Source organism: Xenorhabdus poinarii G6, from assembly GCF_000968175.1.
GTDB lineage: Bacteria > Pseudomonadota > Gammaproteobacteria > Enterobacterales > Enterobacteriaceae > Xenorhabdus > Xenorhabdus poinarii.
Map to the genome: position 1 here is coordinate 1076878 of NZ_FO704551.1, position 22033 is coordinate 1098910.

Genomic DNA, 22033 nt, shown 5'->3' on the forward strand with positions numbered 1-22033 from the left:
ATTGATCATAGCGTGTATTATTCACCACCGCATAGTTGTAATTTTTATAAACAAAATACAGGGATGTAGGGGAGTAATGTAGAAATGCATAATGAATCACCGATAAAAAGACGTAAATCTACACGTATTTATGTCGGTAATGTACCCGTAGGGGATGGCGCACCCATTGCGGTGCAATCAATGACTAACACACGAACAACCGATGTTGACGCGACAGTTAACCAAATTAGAGCGCTGGCGCGTGTCGGTGTTGATATCGTTCGTGTTTCTGTGCCAACCATGGATGCAGCCGAAGCGTTTAGGTCCATCAAACAGCAGGTCAATGTTCCTCTGGTGGCCGATATTCATTTCGATTACCGCATTGCATTGAAAGTCGCGGAATATGGCGTTGACTGTCTGCGCATTAACCCTGGCAATATCGGTAACGAAGAGCGCATTCGTCAGGTTGTCGATTGTGCCCGCCACAATAACATTCCCATTCGCATTGGGGTTAACGGCGGATCGCTGGAAAAAGATCTACAGGAAAAATACGGTGAACCGACCCCTGAAGCCCTGGTTGAATCGGCCATGCGTCATGTGGATATTCTTGACCGCCTTAATTTCGACCAGTTCAAGGTCAGTGTCAAGGCGTCTGATGTCTTTCTGGCGGTAGGTGCATACCGTTTATTGGCACAAAAAATTGACCAACCGTTGCATCTTGGCATTACAGAAGCAGGGGGGGCTCGCGCGGGTGCGGTGAAATCCTCAATTGGTCTTGGCATTTTGTTGTCAGAAGGTATTGGTGACACGCTGCGTATCTCGTTGGCCGCTGATCCAGTGGAAGAAGTCAAAGTCGGTTTTGATATTCTGAAAGCACTGCGCATTCGTTCGCGGGGTATTAATTTCATTGCCTGCCCAACCTGTTCACGTCAAGAATTTGACGTTATCGGTACGGTGAATGCGCTTGAACAGCGCCTTGAAGATTTAATTACACCGATGGATGTGTCTATTATCGGCTGTGTCGTGAATGGCCCCGGCGAAGCAGAAGTGTCAACACTCGGTGTAACCGGTGCGAAAACAAAAAGCGGCTTTTATGAAGATGGTGTTCGCCAGAAAGAGCGCCTCAGCAATAAGGATTTGATTGATCAGCTTGAAGCAAAAATCCGGGCGAAAGCCGCTATCCTGGATGCTAACAACCGAATCAGTGTCAATCAGCTTGAAGGGTAATAAGACGCTTAGTGCTGGTGCATGATACCCTGTGCCAGCGCTGCCTGTTATTTTAGCCTTTTCTCTATCTACCCAATAGATTTCGGATTTCAGCTAACTTGAGCTTCGCAAGTATTCGCTTTTATAATCGACAGCATTATATAAATATGAATAAGAGATAAAACGTGACAAAAAATATTCCAGCTATTCGTGGCATGAACGACTACCTTCCTGCTGAAACAGCCATCTGGCAACGAGTTGAATCGACGTTGAAACGTGTGCTGTCAGGTTATGGTTTTAGTGAAATTCGAACTCCGATTGTAGAGCAGACCCCGTTATTCAAACGTGCTATTGGGGAAGTGACCGATGTTGTCGAAAAAGAGATGTATACCTTTGATGACCGCAATGGTGAAAGCCTGACCCTGCGCCCGGAAAATACGGCAGGATGTGTTCGTGCCGGCATTCAGCATGGTCTGCTGTACAATCAGGAACAACGCTTATGGTACATCGGGCCGATGTTCCGTTACGAGCGTCCACAAAAAGGGCGCTACCGCCAATTCCATCAGTTAGGGGCGGAAGTGTTTGGCTTACAAGGGCCAGATATCGATGCGGAACTGATTTTAATGACCGCGCGCTGGTGGCGTGAATTGGGTATTGCTGATCACGTGACGCTTGAACTGAACTCCATTGGCTCACTGGCAGCGCGTGCAGATTATCGTGAAGCACTGGTCGCGTTCCTTGAACAGCACAAAGCAGTACTGGATGAAGATTGTCTGCGCCGCATGTATACCAACCCACTGCGGGTACTGGATTCGAAAAACCCTGAAATTCAGCAACTTCTTAATGATGCACCGGTGTTGTCTGACTATCTTGATAGCGAGTCAAAAGCGCACTTTGATGGACTATGCCGGATACTTGACAGTGCCGGTCTCACATACCGCATTAATCCGCGTCTGGTTCGTGGTCTTGATTACTACAATCGTACTGTTTTTGAATGGGTCACATCGGCATTGGGTGCGCAGGGAACGGTTTGTGCTGGAGGGCGTTACGATGGCCTGGTTGAGCAACTAGGGGGTAAGTCAACTCCGGCAGTGGGTTTTGCCATGGGGATGGAACGTATGGTGCTGTTGGTGCAGGAAATCAATCCTGATTTTGTTGCTGATCTGACTTCTGCTGATGTTTACCTCTCTTCCTTTGGTGAAGGCAGCCAGCAAGCTGCGCTGATATTGGCAGAAAAAATTCGTGATCAATTGCCGGCATTACGTCTGATGACTAACCATGGTGGCGGTAACTTTAAGAAACAGTTAACGCGGGCGGGTAAACACGGCGCTAAAATTGCCCTGATCCTGGGGGAAGATGAAATTCAAGCCGGCAATATCGCCGTCAAAGATTTACGTAATGGTCAACAAGAAACATTGCCACAACAAGCGGTCGCAGCGCGTTTGAGCGAGCTGTTAGGCTAAGGAGAGACTCTGGTGCAAGTCTATACCACTGAAAATGAACAAATTGATGTAATAAAGCGTTTTTTCTCTACCAACGGCAAATACCTTGCTGTTGGTTTAGTGTTGGGCGTTGGTGCTTTGATTGGGTGGCGTTACTGGCAGACTCATCAAACCAATCGCTTACATGAAACCGCGGCGGCATTTGAAAAATTGAACAAATCATTGGTGCCGGGGTCGAAAGAAAGCGTTGTTGCCGTCGAAAAGTTCGCGCATGAAACGAATAATGTTTACGGTGTTATGGCCGAACTGGCACTGGCAAAACAGGCTACTACCCAGAATAATCTGGCTCAGGCAGAGAAAAATCTGCTGTCAGCGTCCGGTAAAGCCGAAGATGACAATATGCAGGCATTGACCCGTCTCCGCCTGGCAAGAGTTCAGTTAGCCGAAGATAAAATGGATGCGGCATTGAAAACGCTGGAACCGGTCAAAGGCAAAGGCTGGCAGATGATGGTTGAAGATATCCGTGGGGATATTCTGGCCAAACAAGGCAATACCGCCGCTGCACGGGCAGCCTATTCTATGGGGCTTGGTGCTGATGGCCCCCAGGCAATAAAAGAGATTATGAAAATCAAACTTAATAATTTGTCCAACTAAGGGAGTTAACTTCATCATGCAACTGCGAAAAACACTCTTGGTTGGGTTGGTTGCTTCTGTCCTGTTGGCGGGTTGCTCAAGCGAACAGGATACCGTAACCCTATCACCGTTGCCGAAGGTTGAAAATCAATTCACCCCTCGTACCGTTTGGGATAAATCTGTTGGTAGTGGTACAGGGCAGTACTACTCTCACTTATCACCTGCTTGGCAGGGTTCAACCGTTTACGTTGCTGATCGTAACGGTGTGATTAAAGCCCTGGATATCGACAGCGGCAAAGAGTTATGGGCAACCGATCTGTCAGAAAAAGCCAGTTTGCTGTCCTCGCGTTTGCCCGCCCTGCTTTCTGGTGGTTTGACAGTGTCCGGTGATCGTCTGTATGTGGGCACCGAAAAAGCAAAAGTTATCGCATTAGATACAACGACGGGCAAAATTGAATGGGAGACCACGGTTGCGGGCGAAGCATTGTCCCGTCCTGTCGTGAGTGATGGCCTGGTCTTGATTCATACGGGTAACGGTATGTTGCAAGCCCTGAGCGAAACTGAGGGTAAAATTGCCTGGTCAGTTAACATGGATACACCTGCATTATCCGTTCGTGGTGAATCTGCGCCGGCCGTGGCTTATGGCGCAGCAGTGATTGGTGGTGATAATGGTCGGGTCAGTACTGTTTTACTGTCGCAGGGGCAGTTAATCTGGCAACAGCGTATTTCTCAGGTCACGGGCGTCACCGAAATAGATCGCCTGAATGACGTTGATATGACCCCGGTCATTTCTGACAATGTTATTTATGCCATTGCTTATAACGGTAACTTAGTGGCAATGGATATGCGTTCGGGTCAGATTATCTGGAAACGTGAACTGGGATCGGTGAACGATATGGTTGTCACTGACAACCATATTTTCATTGTTGATCAGGATGACCGTATCTTGTCCTTGCGCAAAAATGATGGCGTGACATTATGGGCGCAAAAGGATCTCTTGCACCGAAACCTGACCGCACCAGAAATGTATAATGGCTATCTGGTGGTTGGTGATAGCGAAGGTTACCTGCATTGGTTGAATATGGATGATGGTAAATTTGTGGCGCAGAATAAGGTTGATCGCTCTGGCCTGTTGAGTCGTCCGGTTGTTGCTGGCGATAAATTGATGGTACAAGCGAAAAACGGCACCGTTTACCTGTATACTCGCTGATTCCAGAATGTGTGTTAACACATGTGTGCTAGCGGTCATAGCACATCATGTCAGAACACGTAATTATACGGCTCCTGAGCAGTAACAGGAGCCGTTTCGTCTTTTTAGTATCTTTGTATCTTGTGGATGTGGACTGTATTAGAAGAACACGGTCAGCAGGATATTGATTAAAATAGAGTCATGAGGCATCAAAAATGATACCTGTCGTTGCGCTGGTTGGGCGTCCCAATGTTGGAAAATCCACCTTATTTAACCGATTAACCCGAACCAGAGATGCGCTGGTAGCGGATTTCCCTGGCTTAACCCGTGATCGTAAGTATGGACGGGCAGAGGTTGAAGGGCAGGAGTTCATCATCATTGATACGGGTGGTATCGATGGTACGGAAGAAGGCGTAGAAACCCATATGGCTACGCAATCTCTGATGGCAATAGAACAGGCTGATATTGTGCTCTTTATGGTTGACGCCAGAGCAGGGCTAATGCCGGCTGACCATGCGATTGCCAAGCATCTACGTAGCCGTGAAAAATCCACGTTTCTGGTGGCGAATAAAACAGATGGTATTGATATTGACACCTCGATAGCTGAATTTTATTCGTTGGGGCTGGGGGATATTTATTCGATTGCCGCTTCCCACGGTCGTGGTGTGACCCAACTGATTGAACGTGCTTTGCTGCCGTTTTCTGATAAAGAAGAGACGGTCGAGGTCGAATTAACCGAAGAAGAAGCTAATGCCGCGTATTGGGCGGAAATTGAGCAAGCTGAGCTGGCGGATCTGGCTGAGCAAGAAGAAGAGGAAGAGGTGTTCGATCCGACCACCTTGCCGCTGAAACTTGCGATTGTTGGCCGCCCTAATGTGGGTAAATCCACATTAACCAACCGTATTCTAGGTGAAGAACGTGTTGTTGTTTTTGATATGCCAGGGACAACCCGTGACAGCATTTATATTCCGATGGAGCGTGATGGTCGTGAGTATATTTTGATTGATACCGCGGGCGTGCGTAAGCGTGGAAAAGTCACCGAGACGGTTGAAAAGTTCTCGGTGATTAAAACGCTTCAGGCGATCGAAGATGCCAATGTTGTACTGTTGGTCGTGGATGCTCGTGAAGGCATTTCCGATCAAGATCTCTCGCTGCTTGGTTTTATTCTCAACAGTGGTCGTTCTCTGGTTATCGCCGTCAACAAATGGGATGGCATGAACCAGGAGGACAAAGATCGCGTCAAAGACATGCTTGATTTGCGACTGGGCTTTGTTGATTTCGCCCGTGTTCATTTTATTTCTGCACTTCATGGCAGCGGTGTTGGTAATTTATTCGAGTCAATTCTGGAGGCTTACGAAAGCGCAACTCGTCGCGTTAACACTTCGCTATTGACCCGTATCATGCATATGGCGGAAGATGATCATCAACCCCCGATGATCCGTGGTCGCCGCGTGAAAATGAAATATGCACATGCGGGGGGATATAACCCGCCGATAGTGGTGATTCATGGTAATCAGGTGACAGATTTACCCGATTCCTATAAGCGTTATTTGATGAATTATTTCCGCCGCTCGTTGAAAGTGATGGGTACACCGATTCGCATCCAATTCAAAGAAGGGGCTAACCCTTATGCAAACAAGAAAAATACATTAACGACCACTCAGCTTCGTAAACGTAAGCGTTTAATGGAACATCTGAAAAAACGTTAATTATTTGAAAACCTTGATACAAATAAAGGGCTGTTTTCAGCCCCTTATTATTGAGTGAGTTGTTATGTTTTTCTGAAAAATAGTTATTATCAAAAGGAATATATAAAAAGACGTTCAAATGTCACCTTAATCAGTTTAACATTGTCAATCATATCGACTGATTTATTCTGTTTTTTATTGTATTAATTTGGCGGTTTTTCTTCTTGGCTATCTTGAAAAAGTCGATAAATCGGTAAGTAATCCTATTTCTTCGTCCAGTCTTTTTTCGTGTTTTCAGCGACTAAGATTTTTTCCTCGATTGATTTATTCATTAGCTTATTGACGTGATCTAACGTATTTAAAACACAGGCTTTGTCATTAACATCACAGTCTTGTGCAATACATTTCAGTAAATAAGGTGGGATTATATTCTGTTTGTTTACATTATTATTATTCATCATAATGCCCTGTTTGGTCTGTTGTTGTGTTGGTCAATATTTAATCCAACGAAGATGGTAACGGAATTAACCTGGTTAGTCACGACCCAAAATGTAAATTTTTAGGATGCGACATCAGGGGAAAGAACCGTTCATTTTAGCAATATAAAATGACGATTTATTGACTATTCGGGATCGGGAGAAAAGAGTAATTCGGTTCAGATGGCAAAGATCAATAACGGAAATGAAAGATATTAAGACCCTCCCTGGTCTTTCATTTTCAGGGAGAAATATCTGTCTTTAGCACAGGGTGCCAACTTGATTCCATGAATGAGTGACAATATCTGACACTTTTTGACCAAATAAGATATGTGCATTTTCAACTGTTAACCGTGCGAAATCATTAAAATTGGCTTTCTGGGATAAACGTTTGTCCAATAATGTACGGTACCAGATCCTGCCGGCCTGCTCCCATGAATACCCCCCCAACGCGGTTGCTAATAAATAGAATGCCTTATTGGGAATACCGGAATATTTATGAACCCCGCCATTATCATCTCTGACAGATAAATCTTGATATTGATCCATATGACCAACCTGATTATCTCGGGTGTTTGCTGTTCCGGGGTTTTTCAGTGAACGTAAGGCAATATTCGGGTCATTATCAGGGTTAAGTGCCGGGCCAAAGATGCCTTTGCCTATCAACCAATCCGATTCGTTGGCTTTTTGGTGATGAGCATACTGTTTCACCATAATACCAAATACATCAGAGATAGATTCATTTAGTGCACCGGATTGATAAGCATAATCAAGGTTTGCTTCATACTCGGTCACGCCGTGAGTCAGTTCATGGGCAGTAATATCAACGCATGAAGTAAGACGATTAAAATAGGGTGGATAACCATCACCAAAAATAATTTGATTATTATCCCAAAACGCATTCATATAATTTTTCTGATAATGCACCGTTGCAACTAACTTAAGACCGTTGTTATCAATTGAATCACGACCAAAAATTTCCTTATAAAACGTATAGACTTGACCAAGATAAAGATAAGCCTCATTCGCTGATATATCGTCTTTTTCGGCCATGCCTTCAGATAAAATGAGTTTCCCACCGGGATATTGATCATGATATTCAGCACTATAAATAGTCCGATTTAGTTCATGATCATGACCGGGTTGATATGCATTTTCCAGTGTATCAATTGCAGCAGGGCTATTCATTAAGTTATAAACATGATTTAATGTTTTTAATATATACGCTTTATCATTCTGATCACAAATTTTAATAACGTATTCTAATAGATAGGGAGGAATGATACCTGATTTATTTAATTTACCTTGATAGTTAAACATAATAATACCCTTTTATTGTATTTGGATGGTGTATTCATTTTTTTTCAAATCCTGATTTAATATTATCTGTAATTCATAGAGGAGTCATTAGGGTAAGTATTGATTTGTTATGGCAGGGTATTAATCATGAAAAATAATAAATTCATTAAAATAAGACGTAAAACAGGAATAAAAGAGTGGATCTTATATTCCTGTTTTCAGTTATCATACCCAATCTTTTTTTATTAGAAATGAAGTAGATAACTCAGATTCAGGCGAGCTAGGCTCTGGGGAATAACCATATTCCCAACGCACTAATGGGGGCATGGACATTAAGATCGATTCTGTTCTTCCTCCACTTTGCAAACCAAAGAGCGTTCCCCGATCCCAAACAAGATTGAATTCAACATAGCGGCTTCGGCGATATAGCTGAAATGCTCTTTCTCGATCACCCCAGGTTATCCCCTTCCTTCGTTCGACAATCGGTGAATAGGCCAATAAGAATCCATTTCCGACCGCCTGCGTGAAATTAAAACAGGTGTCAAAATCCGGTGTATTCAAATCATCAAAAAATAAACCGCCAATACCACGAGGCTCATCACGATGCTTGATAAAAAAATAATCATCACACCATTTTTTATATTTTGGATAGATATCATCACCAAACGGCTGGCATAAATTCTTGGCAACGGTGTGCCAATGAATTGCATCTTCTGTAAAACCATAATAAGGCGTGAGATCAAAACCACCACCAAACCACCACACAGGGGGTTCTCCCTCTTTTTCGGCAATAAAGAAACGCACATTGGCGTGGCTGGTCGGGACATAAGGATTCAGTGGATGAATGACAAGGGAAACGCCCATTGCCTGATAACTGCGTCCCGCCAGTTCTGGACGATGGGCGGTGGCGGAAGCCGGCATTGCAGCCCCGGTGATGTGCGAGAAGTTCACCCCGGCTTTTTCAAAAACTTGACCTTCTGTCAGTATACGGCTTCGCCCGCCGCCACCTTCTTCCCGCTGCCAGCACTCTTCCATAAACGTGGCCCGGCCATCAAGTTGTTCCAGTTGCGTACAGAGGTGATCGTGCAATGAGAGGAAAAAATTCTTCACTTTCTCTATATTAGGTATATTCATAATTAAAGTATAACCATTTGATATTGTTTAAATAATTATTGTTTATAACGAGATTAACTTTTGTTTGTTTATACAATTGTTTATACATTGAACGCTGAACAAACCTATAAACAAAACATAAGATAAGAACAATGTGGAAGAAAAGAAAGAAGTAAGAGTGAATTTGTGATCAACAAAACGAGGTCAGTACGTTGAGCGTTCTGACTTTACGAGACAGGTTGCTACGAATTTCGGCGGGAGTTTTATTGAATGTTTGTAGTGACGGCTAACCCATTGTGCCACCTCATCAAAGCCAATAACACAGCGAGTAATTAGACGAGGTGACTATTTCCCTGATGTTTTCCGGTATTAGAATAATTATTTTGCTGATTTATCGCGAACTTTGCGCTCTATAAGATTACCGTTCATATCAAAATAACGGCTAGGCCAGATTTCAGATGGATGAATATTGAGATAATTAGCAACGATCCATTCCCCTTTAGGCCAAGGGCGTGATAACACATTTGCTAATGTAGAAGAACTGAGTCCCGCTTCACGGGAGACTGCGGCAAGCGTTGTACCACGCTTACGTAATGCTGCAATAATATCAGCTTGATGCCAGTCATTTCTAACGTTGTTCATTTCTGCTACCCCTTCCATTAATTGAGAAAATTGATGGTGGTGATTCAAGGCAGGGTTCGCGGACCGGGTAACTATGACCGGCAAGGCCGAAGCCTTCCCTGCCTGAACCACCATTGAAAGGGTGATAGCAGGCGCACTGGTAGAAACTTCCTACCAGTGTATAGTTACACAAGGCCGCGACGCCTTGACCATTGGATTTTGCCAATGGCGGGATTACTTTAATGAATTGGTTTATCAAATTCAATAAGCGAATCAGTAAAACCGCTTAACTTTTTGCGTTAAATTTCATTAAACGCCTTAGCGCTGTTGCGGTTCTTCACTTAAGCTAAATGAAAACTCTTCATGCTCACTCTGCCACGTACCAAAGCTCATCAGGAACGCAATATGATATAGGTCAGTACATTATACGTTCTGACCTAATGAAAGGAATTCACGGTGGATTTCATCGGAAGCTATCAATGTAAAAAAAGCAACACTCCGGCTTATATGGACAGGAAAGCGACTAATTTTTAATAAGTGATGAATGATGATAGCTCTTTATATCACCATGATTTTTATAGACAACATTTAAATTTTAGTTTGTGTTACGGTTCCATTAGTTATAAATGTTACATCGAATACACCATCAACAACACATACCCTCATTTTAGGCACATATTTATTGACATGTTCTTGTTCTAAATGAATATCTAAAAGACGCTGATTTTCCCATATTTCTATAGTAATAAAATTATCACCATCAATAAATGATTCATAGCGATGGCAACCCTTTTCTAAAGGGGCATAATCAAATTGCAGTATATTTGCTATGTTACGTAATTCGTCTTCTTTACCAGATAAAATCTTTGCTTTTACAATTGCAACAATCATTCTATTTTTCCATATAATTAAAAGTGTAGTGTCATGATAAGTGTTTGTTTTTAAAATATTCATTTTAAGGTTATAGTAAACCAGTTTTTATGACAACTATTTACGATAAATATAAAAATAAATAAATCAATGTGTTAACTAAACCCCATCAAAGTTATTTAATCGTTGTTGCTGCCCCTCACTTAAGCTAAACGCAAACTCTTCATGCTCGCTCTGCCATGTGCCAAAACTCATCAGGAACGCAATAGCAGGGTCGATTTTATTCGCTGATTTTCTCTTGTTAGGTTTGATATTGGCGTTCGCATCGGTTTCCATCACCACATTGGACATCGCCCATGCGAGAACCGGATCGTCGTTGTGACGAATGACCTTGCGATTCACGAATACCTCAGCCGATTTAGCCACCGGACTAAAGCGCAGATAGGTTTGCGGGAATGGCTCAACATCCAGTCCGGCGCCCTGAAGTTGAGTTCTTAGGTGCGTGGCGTTCCATGTATCGAAACCGACCAGCTTGATATCAAACTGTTGGCTGTCCTTGAGAATGTCATCACGGATACGGTCATAATCAATGCAGTCGCCTGTTGTGGTGCGTATCCAGCCTGCTTGCACCCATTGGCGATAAATAGCCCGGTTCTTGTTGGCCGGGTTCTGTAACTGCGCTTCTGGTAAATAATGGCGGGTCAGGAGTAACAGTTCATTCTCCACGGGGAAGGTGTAGCAAACACTGGTGATATCCCCCGTTGAAGACAAATCCAGTCCGGCGTAGCACTCCAGCCCCTTGAGGTCGTTTTCATCATAATTAATTTGGCAGGCTTGCCAAGCCCCTTCGCCCATCCACGGCGTTTCACTCTGACACCAGATATTAAAGCGTTTGGTTAGCATTTCCGTCCATTGGGAAGGAATGCCTCGCGCTTTCTGGATGGTGTCATGCAGGGCGGCGCTATCCACTGAGATATTCAGATTGGGATTAGCCTTAATCCAAAGTGCCTTGTCATCAATCTCGTTTTCGTCGTCCAGCTCGTAGATCAGGGCAAACAGGGATTCATTTTGTTCTTCGCCGCCCAGTATCTGACAGCAATAATCATAGTGCTGCTTACAGGCCGAAATAACATTACTGCCCGCCGTAGTAATGGCAAACAGGAGTCCTTCGGGGCGTGCGCCCATCCCCAATTCAAGGGCAGAATACACGGCGTTATCGGGGTGCAAGTGGTATTCATCAACAATAGCGAGGCTGGGATTGGTGCCCTCAATGGTCGAGGCTTTGGCGGCCAGTGGCTTTAACAGGCTGTTGCTCTTCGTGTAAGTCACTTTATGTTGCTGGATGGCTACCCGCTTTTTCAGGGGCTTAGATAACAGGCTCATCTGGCGGGCATCATCAAACACAATACGCGCCTGATCCCGGCTGACAGCGGCGGTGTAAATATCCTGCTGTCCCGGTTCCATCACCAGAAACCAGTTCGCCAGTATTGCGGCCACGGTGGACTTCGCATTTTTGCGCGGCACCTGAATATAAGCACTGCGGTATTTTCTACGCCCCGTCGCTTTTACTTTGAAGCCGAACAGGTTAGCAAAGGCGAATTGTTGCCACGGTTCAAGCACAATGGGCTGACCGCGCAAGTGGCCTTTGACGTGGGGACAGAGGCGGGAGAACGCAATAAAACGCTCTACCACCTCAGTATCAAACGTGTAAATCGGGTTGTTCAGGTCGTTATAGTAGCGTTTCACGGCCTGTTTCAGGCGCTTACAGGCCGGAATTGTGCCATTTTCGACATCAAGAGCGTACTGATCCCATGCGTTCACTGTGACCTCACTCAGGCAATCAGCACATCTAGATCATCAGGTTCATCGCTTTCTATCGGATTTCGGCGGCGGGATACGGGATCAAAGCCCAATAAGGACGACATTTTTATCATGATTTTTTCCGCGTCCGCCTTGGCTTTCAGTGACGGGTTACTGGTCGCCGCGCCGCGTGAACCTTCCACCGCGAACCCGCGTAATTCAATGTCGGCCACGGCTTTACGGTAGATCGCATAGTTAACGCAATACAGTTCTAAATTGTTCCAGTCTGCCGGGCTGAGGTCGTCACGCTCATTTAACAGTTTCGCTTTCGATTTCCATTGCTCGGCGGCGATGTCGTTTAAGTAAACCGGGGGTTTGGGTGCCCTTGCCATAATAGTTTGATTCCTATGAAGTTACTGCTATTGAAAAAAGTGCCGTGCGTAAAAATTTGAGGGGGCGGCGGTGCCATGAGGCAGGGCATTTGTCATGTTTGACTCCCCTACCCCCTCTGAGTGCTTCTCTAACGATTTCGAAAGCATTCCCTTAGCTCCTATCACGCTGTATTGTACGCTTCACTGTGGGCTTCTCAGGCGCAATCTGCTTCTCTGGTCGATAGGGTTCACTGTGCTTCAATAGCTCTTTAACGAGTTGTTCGGTCTCTGTTTTATTCATGCTGGTACATCCAGTCATTGCGCCTTGTTGCTTCTGCTTCCTGCTCACGATAAGCACCATGCTTGCGCTTCTGCTTGGTTATCGGGTCTTGGGTAAACGTCTTGCTGTTATGGCAACGATGACATACTGATTGATGATTGAAGTCAGGCCAGAACAGTACATCACTGTCACCGTCTATCGGGATAATGTGGTCAACAATGGTTGCCGGGGTGTAGGTGTTGGCTTTCAGGCAAATCACACATAAGGGATTAGCCTTAAGGTACATCAAGCGATATTTACCCCATTGATTGCTATAACCGCGTTGGGTTCGGGTGCCTCGCTGCTTATCCTGTACACGCCGGGCTTCCCGTTTGTGTTCATCGCAACGACCCGATTTTACCCGTTGTTTGCAGCCGGGATAAGTACAGCGTTTCAAAGGTTGCCAAGGCATTAGTAGACTCCGATATCACGATAGACAGACCACAGGGACTTGATGGTAAACGGCACTTCTTTAAGCTCAAGATCGGTTGCCATCTCCCGGTTTTCATACAACAAGCCAATATAAAGCAGGCAGCCCACCTTGATGGCAGGCGTGAAAGTCAAGCCATTATCAAAGCGCTTGCCGATATGTTGCTGGCACACTTCCAGTGCGGCATTGGCATAGCCCACCAATAACGCATCGTCGCGGGTGTCGCTTTCATCCACCCGGCAATGTTGCTTGATTTCACTTAAGGGGATATCGATTTTATCCATTGCGCACGCCTCCTTTGCAAAGCAGTTCTAGGCGGGTGTGTTTGGTATCGGGGATAACGACGGCAATCACAAGGGGTTTGCCTTGATAAACAATGCGATGGCCTGTGGTGATATCCGCACGGTAGCGCAACCAGATACGAATAGTCACTTCTGAAAATACCGCGCTCGATGCGACGAGTTCCCGCCCGCTGATCGTTCTCACCTCCGCCCAAACTTCGGCAACATCCACCCATTTGTTAATCACCGACCCCATAGGCGAACGGCTTGATTCGTTTTTCTGTATCGTTACCCGATGCTGCAATCTGCCTGCCCTCATGCCTTGTCCTCCGGTGGTTGCTTGATTTCGACGGTTTGCTTCCATGCCTGGCTAAATTCATCCCCCCCTTCACGCGGCGATAAGCCTTCACGTTCACGGGCTTCATTCGGTGACATCACCCCCGACTTAATCGCCGTCTCATAACTCTGGAAGCGTTCCCGTGGGTTAGCACGCAGTAAGTCGGCCGTATCAAACTCGACTTGGTAACGTATCCCCCGTTTCGGTGAGGCCATCAGTAAGGCCGATTTGATTTGTTGCTCAAAGTTGGCGAGCCACGGGCGCATAGTGATAGTCAGAAAGGCGCGTGAGGCTTCGCTAAAGTTGCTGTAGGTGCTGTTCGAGTACTCTTGCAGAAAGATCGGGCTGACGTTGAACATCCGGGCGATATCGTCAATGGTGAAGCGGCGGGAGGCCAGCCACTCCGCGTCTTGGTTACTCATCCCCAATTGCTGGTACTCCATCCCGCCCTCAAGAATAGGCGTTTTCCCTGCATTACGGGCACCCTTGTAACGTTTGAGGGCTTCCAGTGCCTTAGCGCCTTTCGTCCCATCCAGCCAGTCGGCGGATTTAATTACCCCCGCCGCCATCATACCTTCTTTCATAATGCTGGTTCCGTGGCGTTGTTGTGCCAGCCCCAAACCCAAGGTTTCGCGGCAGACAGTGACGGGTGAGCGGCCAAGAAAGCCGTCTTCAGTGGCATAGCGCAGGTGCAGGACTTCCTCCTGTAAATAGGTTTTTACCTTGCCGCTATAAGGTTCGGTGATGGTATAGGCGAACCGGTGATCGGATAATCGTTGTGGTACAACCGCTGACGGGGGGTAAGGGTGCAATGATTGTGGCTGACCATCCCGCCCCCAGATTATCACCGCATACGCATTACCATTTAACAGGCAATGACGCATCAGGGTTCGCTTGAACTGGTACGGGGTCTGGCAGTCATTCGGGTACTCATTAAGCAAGTAATCCACCGGGTGATCGCTCAACCATTCGCGGGACTCTTTACTGTTCTGGTGCGCAACCCGATAGAGGTAACAGGGCATGGAGGCAACGGCTTCACCAATGACCGTGACGGCATTCATCACGGCGGGTAAGCCCTCTGCCGTGGAGGGTGAAACATGCTCCCCCGATTTAGTGTTAGATACGCCCGCCAGAGAAAGAAACTCCTCCATCGTCATACTGCGGGTTTCAGGCGCTTTTCGCTTAAACGGCCACATGGTTACACCTCAGACAGTTGCAGCCAGTAATGACGCAAGTCAGTATCGCTGGTTTTAATAGTATTCAGCGAGCGCTTGGCAATCTCTACGCCACTCTCAGGGTAGGCGGGCAGGCTGGTGATAGTGATTTCCCGTAATTCAGCCTCCAAGACGGTTCTGACATACGGTTCCTGACCAATATCCCATTGATCCTTCAATGCCCTGAATCCAAAGGACATGCCTAAAATATCACCACGTTCGACCAGCGTTAGTACATCGCGGCCTAATTGGGTATCAGGCGGGGTTAACTCGAAGCGTAACCCGGTAGCATCTTCACTAAGCTGTAAGGTGCCGGACGCGGTGCGGCCTAACAGGTTCATGTGATCATGTTCATAAAGTGCCCTGACATCTGCGCCAGAAGTTAAGCTGGCACTAAACGCATTCGGGGCAAACTGTTCCACAAACTCATCCCACAAGAGATGTGAGCGGCTGTTCCACCGGATCGCGTAGCCGACCAGCTTTTTATCTGCCGCTGACAAGGAGGCGGTGCGGATTTCAAAATCGTTATTCATCTATGGACTCCAGGACTGAAAAGGGGCGCTGTGCCCCTCTCGCTTATTTACCGGCTTTCAGTTCCAGCACCTTGATTGCGTTGGAGTCCACTAAGCCCCCGCCCAGATACTTATCAGTGTGTACCTTATAAAATCCCGGCTCGGTGATATTGTCGGGACGGGTGCGGGTGCCTGTTTCGTGGTCAACGATGAAGTAACCGCGCTTGAAGTCACCCAGACCGATAACGTTATCCGGCATAAATTCGAGATAGTGAACAGGCAAGCCCAGCAGCATATCGGGATCACCGGCTTGCAAACGTTCCCGCCAGATATAATCCCCGTTGCCGTTTTTCAGTTTCTGTACTTTAGCGGCAGTGTTGGAGTTCATCACCCAGACGGCATTCTTGCGGTATTTGTTCCTGAGCAAAAACTTAAGGTCAATCAGGCTGTCAGCTTCAAGGGTGGCGACCTCCAGCTTTTGCAGGGTGCCGAAAACGCGCGTTTTGTCGGCTTGGGTATCACGGGGATAAGACAGGAAGCCTTTCGCCTTTTTGCTGCCGTCACCGCTGACAAGATCCGTTTCTTCGGTATCAACGAAGGTGTCGGCAATTTCTGAGGTCAGCCAGCCCAAGATATCGACGTCGCTAAAATCGATAATTTCTTGTGTTGTCTTGGGGTAAGCGTAAATCGGGAACAGCTTAATGCTGACTTCTTCCATCTTCGGCGTGGACGTTTCACCGCGTGCCTTGCCCTCTTCCCCGTGGGCTACCGCTGCGCCACCGACAGAAACCAACTGTTTGTATTCGTTGCTGCGTATGGTCTTGAGGGTACAGATCCGGCGCATGACCGATTCATCCGCCAGTTGCTGCATGATTTGTTTGTTTAGCTCAGGAATAACGGTATAGCCACCCTCGGACGGCACGCCCGTAGACAAGGTGCGGGTTTCTCCGGTCACAATATAGTGGCGCAGTTCGTCGTTGCTGAGTTTTTCACTGGTCGGCTGAGTCTTCGCCTGATGGCGTTCTTCATCTGACAAGGCTTCGTAGCGGGCGATTTCTGTATTCAGTGCGTCGGACTGGCTGCGCAGTTCGTCAAACTGTTTGGCTTCCTCTTCGGTCAATGAGCGTTTTTCAGTTTCGGCCTTGGTGAGCAGGGTGCGCATTTGTTCGGTGAGGGTTGCCTTTTGCTGGCGTAATTCAAGGAGTTTTTTCATGGTGTTTTGTGGTTGGTTATTCTGCTTAAGACACTATTTAACATCATGAAAAATGATAAAAAAGCCCCTGACATTCAGAGGATAAACTTGCGAAAACATGAGGACGGAATATTTACAAAAGTTTTCACTATAATTTATTTATATAGATGACTTCATATCCATCATTTGTTGGATATATAAAAGAATCGTCATCAGAGGATGGAAAGCCAAATGAAGCAGAAAATGCTCCATATGATATTGATGTAAAAGGAGAACTCTTCCAGATACGTCTATTTTTATTATCATATAAAACAATAAAATAGTCATCATCCATAATAAAGTATTTAAACATCGCGTATGGCGATATGGGTAATTTTTTATATACCATTGCGGTATATTGACCATGTTTATCCTTTACTTCAAACTCCTTATTCCAATTACCGAAAAATAAAGTTGATGGAAATAGCATCCATACTATAAAAATAGTAATGAACAATAAAACCAATAATGGTTTTTTAAAAAAATATTCACATTTTGTTTTCATAGGTAAATAATTCTATGTTGTGGTAATGGCTCCATCCATAAAATATCAGAGAAAACCATAAAATCACCACCTTCATTATGCTTTTTTTGCCATTGTCTAAAACTATCATTAACTACAGGAACATATCCATTGTATTTAATCCATAAGGCCATCCAGCTTCCAGTAGCATAAAGAGCGGCATAATCAACAGAGCTAATTTTGTCTAATATACCTTTTTTACTCCAAATCCCTAAAGGTTCTGTTGCACCAACAAAATCATAGGTATCTTTTAAATACATTCCAATCTGTTCGGTGACAAAAACATCTTTGTTGTTTGATTTATCCACATAACCCTTAACAGCCACCTTCATATTAGAATTACCCATAGCACCATACCAATCGTCAATCGTATCAAGTTTAGAACCAAATTGCCTAACGTTGACTGCTGAAAATGTGTCTATTTCTCGTATATCTTTTTCATATCCTAATACTTTCTTTTCACTTTTCTTTAATTGTTTTTTTAATTGGGTAATGCCTGCATTACTTGCCCAACCATTAATGAGTACAGACATAATCTCTTTAGGTTGTTTATATTTAATCGCCCATTCCATTTTTATAATGGAATCATTAAATCTTTCATCCGGTATATCTATTGCATCATCTGTAACATACTTGCTTTTTATTTCCTTAGTAAAGGCATAAGCAGGTTTAGTATTAAACCAATGACGCATTAATTTTGGTGCCATTTCCCATCCCATTTTTTCCATTGCATCCGGGATTTGGTTTAAATAAAAAATATCCATTTCAATTTCTGTATTTTTGCCGCCTTTAACGGTTTTAGTTTTAAAAATCGACATAATTAAATCCCTATTTTTGTTTGAAATAAATATTTAACTTCAAGGTTTTCTTCTTTTTTGGCATCAAACTGTTTTGTTATTCCAGATGTTTGACATATTCCCTCAATCAGTCCCTTGTCCGTTTCCACTCCATATGCGATATCTTGGCAAACATTTCCTTGATGTTTCAGTGTGAACTTATGGCTGAACAAAGCCTCTATTGTCGTTTCAAGTGGCTTAATTAATGACGAAAATCCAGACAAAAGCGGCCTTTCTTCTTCACGCCCCTGCAACTGCGATATCGCATAGCCTGTTGTCCCTGCCGCGCGATGCGTGAATGATATCGACTTATAATCAAGCTGTACCGTTTCATACGGGATCTGGTCATTGTCATCTATCGAATGCGGATAGTGACAGGAAAAATCAACAATGGTTGCGCCTGTCAGTTTGATCTCATAAAAAAATTCCAACTGTCCGGCAAGGTTTACGCGGTAACACTTAAAAAGGGCATCCAGCAGCTCGTTCTTGTCTATTGCTAACCCCAACAACGGGGAAGATTTATCAATGGGTTTGATAAAGCTGACCGGGAGATGATTGACGTTCTGATCGCGTGTCATCATATGGCTGAGGTGCAATACCTGTATTTCATCTTCCCGCCCGGCCTGATAGCGGTTACCGATAGATTTGGGGGTTGAACAGCCCGCCGAGATTAAGCCTTGTTTCTTGCCCTTTAACGACAAGTAAATGAGATATGACATTCCTGTCTCCTGTCATCTGATTTTCAATGGATGCTCATTACAGCATCAATTAAACAGGATATAACAGCAATACTTATCTATTCCAGCATGAATAAAAGATCACCAGCAAAATTGTGATTAATCTCTCTGCTTAAATAAAATCAGATAATTACCTAATTTAAATTTCAGATAGTACCCTAATAAAAAAACAAATTGATGCACTAAATTTATCTTCTTAGATTCATCCGGCTTTTATTTTCCTGCCAGAATATACCCCCCTGAAAATCTTTTTCACCCTCTCAGTTATGCACCCTCTGCACAATCCCCTGAAAGCCTTGCTACATCTGGGTTTGATGCAATTAATATGATATTCACTGACTGTATCATCTGTTCACCCATTTTCTAGATTAATGAAGAGAATGTAGAGTTGATGTATAGCTAAAAATAACTATACATCTATTATTTTCTTTTAAATACAACTAGATATTTGAAGTGGTGTATAGAATGCAGACCTAAAGCCAAAAGTTTTATACAGGTGATTTAAAATCTCGACACTCAGGCACAGAAGGTAGCCATTCTTCAGCCTCTTCCGATAATTCAACGTTATAAGAGTAACCTTTCTTGGTTCGCACTTTCCGATACTCTTTCCGGTATTCCAGCATAATCTTGGGGATGGATTCACCAAACTTAGTCAGTGTTAGCGGACGTTCAAAACCGTGCGCCTCCATAAAAGAAAGATAAGCATGATATAAATACAGTCTCGGTGCGCGTGGGCTGATATTCTTATTACCCATCTTCATTCCAGTTGTATCATTGACAGACACCAGATAACCGCAAAAGCGATACAACGGATCAGAATTGCTTTTCACTGTTAACGCTTCGTTCGAGTCGCGTTGCGCCTGTAGCAGTTTTTTAGCCTTATTCTGGTCGGCAAATTCGTTTAATAAATGACGAATAATCACCGGCAGTTCCCGACTGATTTTCTCCGGCAATTGTGGATCTTTCTCGGATTCTTTGACCGGAATATTAAACGGGAATATTACTCGTCTTCTGGCAATGCCGCCATTGCGCTCTGTAAAGCTCATGGGTTCGTTATTGGTGGCTAATACCACGGCTTTAATAACCGTTGAAAATTGCTTCTCGTATTTTCCGTCAATTTCAATCAGGTCGCCGCCGGTAATGGCCTTAATGCCTGCCCCTTCACCGACATATTTAACCTGATCGGGCAGCGTAATCAGACTTTTCCCGACAAACTGATAGCGTCCTCTTGCTTCATCCAGCGCTCTCATATTGCCACTGGCCGTATTGTGTTCTCCCGCTAATAAGGTCGCAATATACGTAAAGATGCTTTTACCGCTGCCGCCTTCGCCTGTCACTTCAATAAAGAGCTGCCAGTCATAACGGTTTGCCAGAATCATAAACAAGGCTGCTTTGATGCGATTCATCTTGTTTTCATTCTGACCTGCTGCATGGGATAACCAACGGTAAAAGTCAGGGGCATGATCCGGCAGGTTTTCACCAATAGCGGGCTGGGTAAACTTAATGCCATTATGGTTCATGAGCCAATGTTCAGGCTGATGGGGAATAAATTTCTGTGTCGATAGCTCATACACACCATTACTGAACCCAATTAAATCCTGCCGTTGTTCGCCGATGATTGGTACTTGTAATTTCATGGCATAAATAGCGTTATTGATCCCGTTTGGACTGTACGGGGTGTCGTGCTGGTCAAAGATTGCCACCATTGCGCGACGCAGCTCGTTATCCGATACGGTTTCCCATGTTGTGCCGTTATAGTGATAAACCATTTCGCTATCAGGATTAACAACTACTTTGCCGTAACTTTCAACCAATAATGCCCCGCGTTGACTGGCGGCCATTTGTGCCAGATTGTTATTGGCCTTTTTGGGCTTTGCTTCGTGGATCTGCGCTGCTTCTGCGTTCACTGCCTTTTTCTCCCCCACCTGATATAGCCCGTGACTGAATGCCTGCTTTGCTGCCTCAATGCCGTGACGCTGGCGATAGTCGTCCCAATCGGCCTTATACTCTGTCGGCGGTAGCGTTACCCAACCATTAATCGCTTTGGCGGTCTTCTCTGCCGCTATCTTGCCGACGTTCTTCTTGGGTTTGCCGTTTTTGTCCAGCTCTCCCGGTTCGTGCCAATCGTTATCGGCGGCAAGAATGATCTTCGCGTCTGGCCACAGTTCCCTAACCTGTTCGGCCACGTTAGGGAAGTTACCTTCATCCAGTGCCGCCAGTACCACACCCTCATGCAATTGACTGACCGTTAAAGCCGTTGCGTAACCCTCGGTAATGATGAACGTGTCCGGTGTGCCGGTTATCTCAGACACGGGGATAAAACTGCCCTTTTTCTGAGTGCCTGCAACAAGGCGTTTTTCACCGTTCGGCTTAATGGTTTGCGCACCGGTGATAGTGCCGTTCAGTGTCTGGGTGATCAGCAATAAAATCCCCTCTTTCAATAACCGTTGTTTGGGGCATTGCAGCCCCTTTTTCTCCAGATAGCCGGATTGCCCAAGCGTGGCTTGAGCCAAGAGCCTGTTCACTTTCTCGATTATTGAGGGAGTCTCTGATTTGGGAGCCTCTTTTCTGGCAGGCTTGGATTCCGGTAAGGGCAGAGCCAGTGCTCCCGAAACTAACTTAGCGGCTGCAAAGACTGTGATCCCTTTAACCCTTGCCACCAAATCCAGCCCGTCACCGTGATTGGGCTGGTCACACTGGCGACAATGCCAGTCGCCATTACCGTGATCGTCGATGAAGTGAAAGCGGTCAGTTCCCCCGCATATCGGACAAGCGCCATGCTTCCCCTTTGCCGGAACCTCAACACCACAGGCTGGCAACAGACTTTGCCAATGATTCATGGCGGATTTTTTCACGGTACGGATAACGTCTATTGGGCGGATTTCTTCATTGTTTTTACGGCTGTTATATCCATATGCAGATGATT

The 22033-nt window shown here is 45.2% G+C and carries 22 protein-coding genes and 1 pseudogene; 5 read left to right on the plus strand and 18 right to left on the minus strand.

All coding sequences use genetic code 11. The features are described 5' to 3' along the window. The first annotated feature begins 84 nt into the window (after positions 1-84). The 5 genes from ispG to der all read left to right on the plus strand — a co-directional run bounded on the left by ispG (position 85) and on the right by der (position 6158). The gene (gene ispG, locus XPG1_RS04960) at positions 85-1206 is read left to right on the plus strand and encodes a flavodoxin-dependent (E)-4-hydroxy-3-methylbut-2-enyl-diphosphate synthase (RefSeq protein WP_045958090.1); all 1122 of its coding nucleotides are present in this window, start codon (positions 85-87) and stop codon (positions 1204-1206) included. Between the two features lie 164 nt (positions 1207-1370). Next, positions 1371-2648, plus strand: coding sequence for a histidine--tRNA ligase (gene hisS / locus XPG1_RS04965; RefSeq protein ID WP_045958091.1), 1278 nt, complete (start codon positions 1371-1373; stop codon positions 2646-2648). A 12-nt stretch (positions 2649-2660) separates the two neighbouring features. Then, a complete protein-coding gene (locus XPG1_RS04970; protein WP_045958092.1) occupies positions 2661-3281 on the plus strand; it encodes a YfgM family protein in 621 nt (206 codons plus the stop codon). 16 nt (positions 3282-3297) lie between these two features. Continuing rightward, complete coding sequence (gene bamB / locus XPG1_RS04975) at positions 3298-4470, plus strand: outer membrane protein assembly factor BamB (protein WP_045958093.1); 1173 nt, start codon at positions 3298-3300, stop codon at positions 4468-4470. A 194-nt stretch (positions 4471-4664) separates the two neighbouring features. Beyond that, a complete protein-coding gene (gene der / locus XPG1_RS04980) occupies positions 4665-6158 on the plus strand; it encodes a ribosome biogenesis GTPase Der (RefSeq protein WP_045958094.1) in 1494 nt (497 codons plus the stop codon). A 242-nt stretch (positions 6159-6400) separates the two neighbouring features. Here der and XPG1_RS04985 read toward each other — a convergent pair whose 3' ends face one another. The 18 genes and pseudogenes from XPG1_RS04985 to XPG1_RS05065 form a co-directional block, all read right to left on the minus strand. Continuing rightward, the gene (locus XPG1_RS04985) at positions 6401-6598 is read right to left on the minus strand and encodes a protealysin propeptide domain-containing protein (RefSeq protein ID WP_366300867.1); all 198 of its coding nucleotides are present in this window, start codon (positions 6596-6598) and stop codon (positions 6401-6403) included. 276 nt (positions 6599-6874) lie between these two features. Beyond that, positions 6875-7933 (minus strand): M4 family metallopeptidase, encoded by a 1059-nt coding sequence (locus XPG1_RS04990; RefSeq protein ID WP_045958096.1) that lies wholly within the window; start codon positions 7931-7933, stop codon positions 6875-6877. Positions 7934-8137: 204 nt separating this feature from the next. Next, on the minus strand, positions 8138-9046 hold the full coding sequence (gene hemF / locus XPG1_RS04995; protein ID WP_045958097.1) for an oxygen-dependent coproporphyrinogen oxidase: 909 nt from the start codon (positions 9044-9046) through the stop codon (positions 8138-8140). A gap of 357 nt (positions 9047-9403) precedes the next feature. Next, the gene (locus XPG1_RS05000; RefSeq protein ID WP_045960475.1) at positions 9404-9667 is read right to left on the minus strand and encodes a helix-turn-helix domain-containing protein; all 264 of its coding nucleotides are present in this window, start codon (positions 9665-9667) and stop codon (positions 9404-9406) included. Positions 9668-10234: 567 nt separating this feature from the next. Beyond that, entirely contained in the window at positions 10235-10537 is a 303-nt protein-coding gene (locus tag XPG1_RS05005; protein WP_045958098.1) for a putative quinol monooxygenase, read from the minus strand. 138 nt (positions 10538-10675) lie between these two features. Continuing rightward, positions 10676-12337, minus strand: coding sequence for a terminase large subunit (locus XPG1_RS05010; protein WP_045958099.1), 1662 nt, complete (start codon positions 12335-12337; stop codon positions 10676-10678). A gap of 11 nt (positions 12338-12348) precedes the next feature. Continuing rightward, positions 12349-12708 (minus strand): phage terminase small subunit P27 family, encoded by a 360-nt coding sequence (locus XPG1_RS05015; protein ID WP_045958100.1) that lies wholly within the window; start codon positions 12706-12708, stop codon positions 12349-12351. A gap of 151 nt (positions 12709-12859) precedes the next feature. Next, entirely contained in the window at positions 12860-12988 is a 129-nt protein-coding gene (locus tag XPG1_RS19060) for a hypothetical protein (RefSeq protein WP_269450583.1), read from the minus strand. Further along, positions 12981-13418 (minus strand): HNH endonuclease, encoded by a 438-nt coding sequence (locus tag XPG1_RS05020; protein ID WP_045958101.1) that lies wholly within the window; start codon positions 13416-13418, stop codon positions 12981-12983. The genes XPG1_RS19060 and XPG1_RS05020 overlap by 8 nt, the downstream gene beginning before the upstream one ends. Further along, positions 13418-13720, minus strand: coding sequence for a head-tail connector protein (locus XPG1_RS05025; protein WP_045958102.1), 303 nt, complete (start codon positions 13718-13720; stop codon positions 13418-13420). Before XPG1_RS05025 ends, XPG1_RS05020 begins: the two co-directional genes overlap by 1 nt. Next, positions 13713-14036 carry a phage head closure protein gene (locus tag XPG1_RS05030; protein ID WP_045958103.1) on the minus strand — a complete coding sequence of 108 codons (324 nt, stop codon included), beginning with the start codon at positions 14034-14036 and terminating at the stop codon, positions 13713-13715. Before XPG1_RS05030 ends, XPG1_RS05025 begins: the two co-directional genes overlap by 8 nt. Then, on the minus strand, positions 14033-15250 hold the full coding sequence (locus XPG1_RS05035) for a phage portal protein (RefSeq protein ID WP_045958104.1): 1218 nt from the start codon (positions 15248-15250) through the stop codon (positions 14033-14035). Before XPG1_RS05035 ends, XPG1_RS05030 begins: the two co-directional genes overlap by 4 nt. 2 nt (positions 15251-15252) lie before the next feature. Further along, positions 15253-15801: an HK97 family phage prohead protease gene (locus tag XPG1_RS05040; protein WP_045958105.1), complete on the minus strand. Its 549-nt coding sequence runs from the start codon at positions 15799-15801 to the stop codon at positions 15253-15255. Positions 15802-15844: 43 nt separating this feature from the next. Further along, positions 15845-16993 carry a phage major capsid protein gene (locus tag XPG1_RS05045; RefSeq protein WP_045958106.1) on the minus strand — a complete coding sequence of 383 codons (1149 nt, stop codon included), beginning with the start codon at positions 16991-16993 and terminating at the stop codon, positions 15845-15847. A gap of 127 nt (positions 16994-17120) precedes the next feature. Then, positions 17121-17516 carry a DUF6201 family protein gene (locus XPG1_RS18680; protein WP_231853052.1) on the minus strand — a complete coding sequence of 132 codons (396 nt, stop codon included), beginning with the start codon at positions 17514-17516 and terminating at the stop codon, positions 17121-17123. After that, a complete protein-coding gene (locus tag XPG1_RS05055) occupies positions 17513-18352 on the minus strand; it encodes a DUF6402 family protein (RefSeq protein WP_045958107.1) in 840 nt (279 codons plus the stop codon). The genes XPG1_RS18680 and XPG1_RS05055 overlap by 4 nt, the downstream gene beginning before the upstream one ends. Positions 18353-18630: 278 nt before the next feature. Next, a pseudogene (locus XPG1_RS19140) lies at positions 18631-19089 on the minus strand (Hcp family type VI secretion system effector); the annotation flags it as partial. A gap of 506 nt (positions 19090-19595) precedes the next feature. After that, entirely contained in the window at positions 19596-21947 is a 2352-nt protein-coding gene (locus XPG1_RS05065) for a primase-like DNA-binding domain-containing protein (protein WP_231853081.1), read from the minus strand. Positions 21948-22033 lie beyond the last annotated feature (86 nt).

Excerpts from the sequence above, each read along its gene's own strand:
- ispG (WP_045958090.1), top strand. The coding sequence starts at position 85 with ATGCATAATGAATCACCGATAAAAAGACGTAAATCTACACGTATTTAT.
- bamB (WP_045958093.1), top strand. The coding sequence starts at position 3,298 with ATGCAACTGCGAAAAACACTCTTGGTTGGGTTGGTTGCTTCTGTCCTG.
- der (WP_045958094.1), top strand. The coding sequence starts at position 4,665 with ATGATACCTGTCGTTGCGCTGGTTGGGCGTCCCAATGTTGGAAAATCC.
- XPG1_RS04985 (WP_366300867.1), bottom strand. The coding sequence starts at position 6,598 with ATGATGAATAATAATAATGTAAACAAACAGAATATAATCCCACCTTAT.
- XPG1_RS04990 (WP_045958096.1), bottom strand. The coding sequence starts at position 7,933 with ATGTTTAACTATCAAGGTAAATTAAATAAATCAGGTATCATTCCTCCC.
- hemF (WP_045958097.1), bottom strand. The coding sequence starts at position 9,046 with ATGAATATACCTAATATAGAGAAAGTGAAGAATTTTTTCCTCTCATTG.
- XPG1_RS05000 (WP_045960475.1), bottom strand. The coding sequence starts at position 9,667 with ATGAACAACGTTAGAAATGACTGGCATCAAGCTGATATTATTGCAGCA.
- XPG1_RS05005 (WP_045958098.1), bottom strand. The coding sequence starts at position 10,537 with ATGATTGTTGCAATTGTAAAAGCAAAGATTTTATCTGGTAAAGAAGAC.
- XPG1_RS05015 (WP_045958100.1), bottom strand. The coding sequence starts at position 12,708 with ATGGCAAGGGCACCCAAACCCCCGGTTTACTTAAACGACATCGCCGCC.
- XPG1_RS19060 (WP_269450583.1), bottom strand. The coding sequence starts at position 12,988 with ATGAATAAAACAGAGACCGAACAACTCGTTAAAGAGCTATTGAAGCAC.
- XPG1_RS05020 (WP_045958101.1), bottom strand. The coding sequence starts at position 13,418 with ATGCCTTGGCAACCTTTGAAACGCTGTACTTATCCCGGCTGCAAACAA.
- XPG1_RS05025 (WP_045958102.1), bottom strand. The coding sequence starts at position 13,720 with ATGGATAAAATCGATATCCCCTTAAGTGAAATCAAGCAACATTGCCGG.
- XPG1_RS05030 (WP_045958103.1), bottom strand. The coding sequence starts at position 14,036 with ATGAGGGCAGGCAGATTGCAGCATCGGGTAACGATACAGAAAAACGAA.
- XPG1_RS05035 (WP_045958104.1), bottom strand. The coding sequence starts at position 15,250 with ATGTGGCCGTTTAAGCGAAAAGCGCCTGAAACCCGCAGTATGACGATG.
- XPG1_RS05040 (WP_045958105.1), bottom strand. The coding sequence starts at position 15,801 with ATGAATAACGATTTTGAAATCCGCACCGCCTCCTTGTCAGCGGCAGAT.
- XPG1_RS05045 (WP_045958106.1), bottom strand. The coding sequence starts at position 16,993 with ATGAAAAAACTCCTTGAATTACGCCAGCAAAAGGCAACCCTCACCGAA.
- XPG1_RS18680 (WP_231853052.1), bottom strand. The coding sequence starts at position 17,516 with ATGAAAACAAAATGTGAATATTTTTTTAAAAAACCATTATTGGTTTTA.
- XPG1_RS05055 (WP_045958107.1), bottom strand. The coding sequence starts at position 18,352 with ATGTCGATTTTTAAAACTAAAACCGTTAAAGGCGGCAAAAATACAGAA.
- XPG1_RS05065 (WP_231853081.1), bottom strand. The coding sequence starts at position 21,947 with ATGAATCATTGGCAAAGTCTGTTGCCAGCCTGTGGTGTTGAGGTTCCG.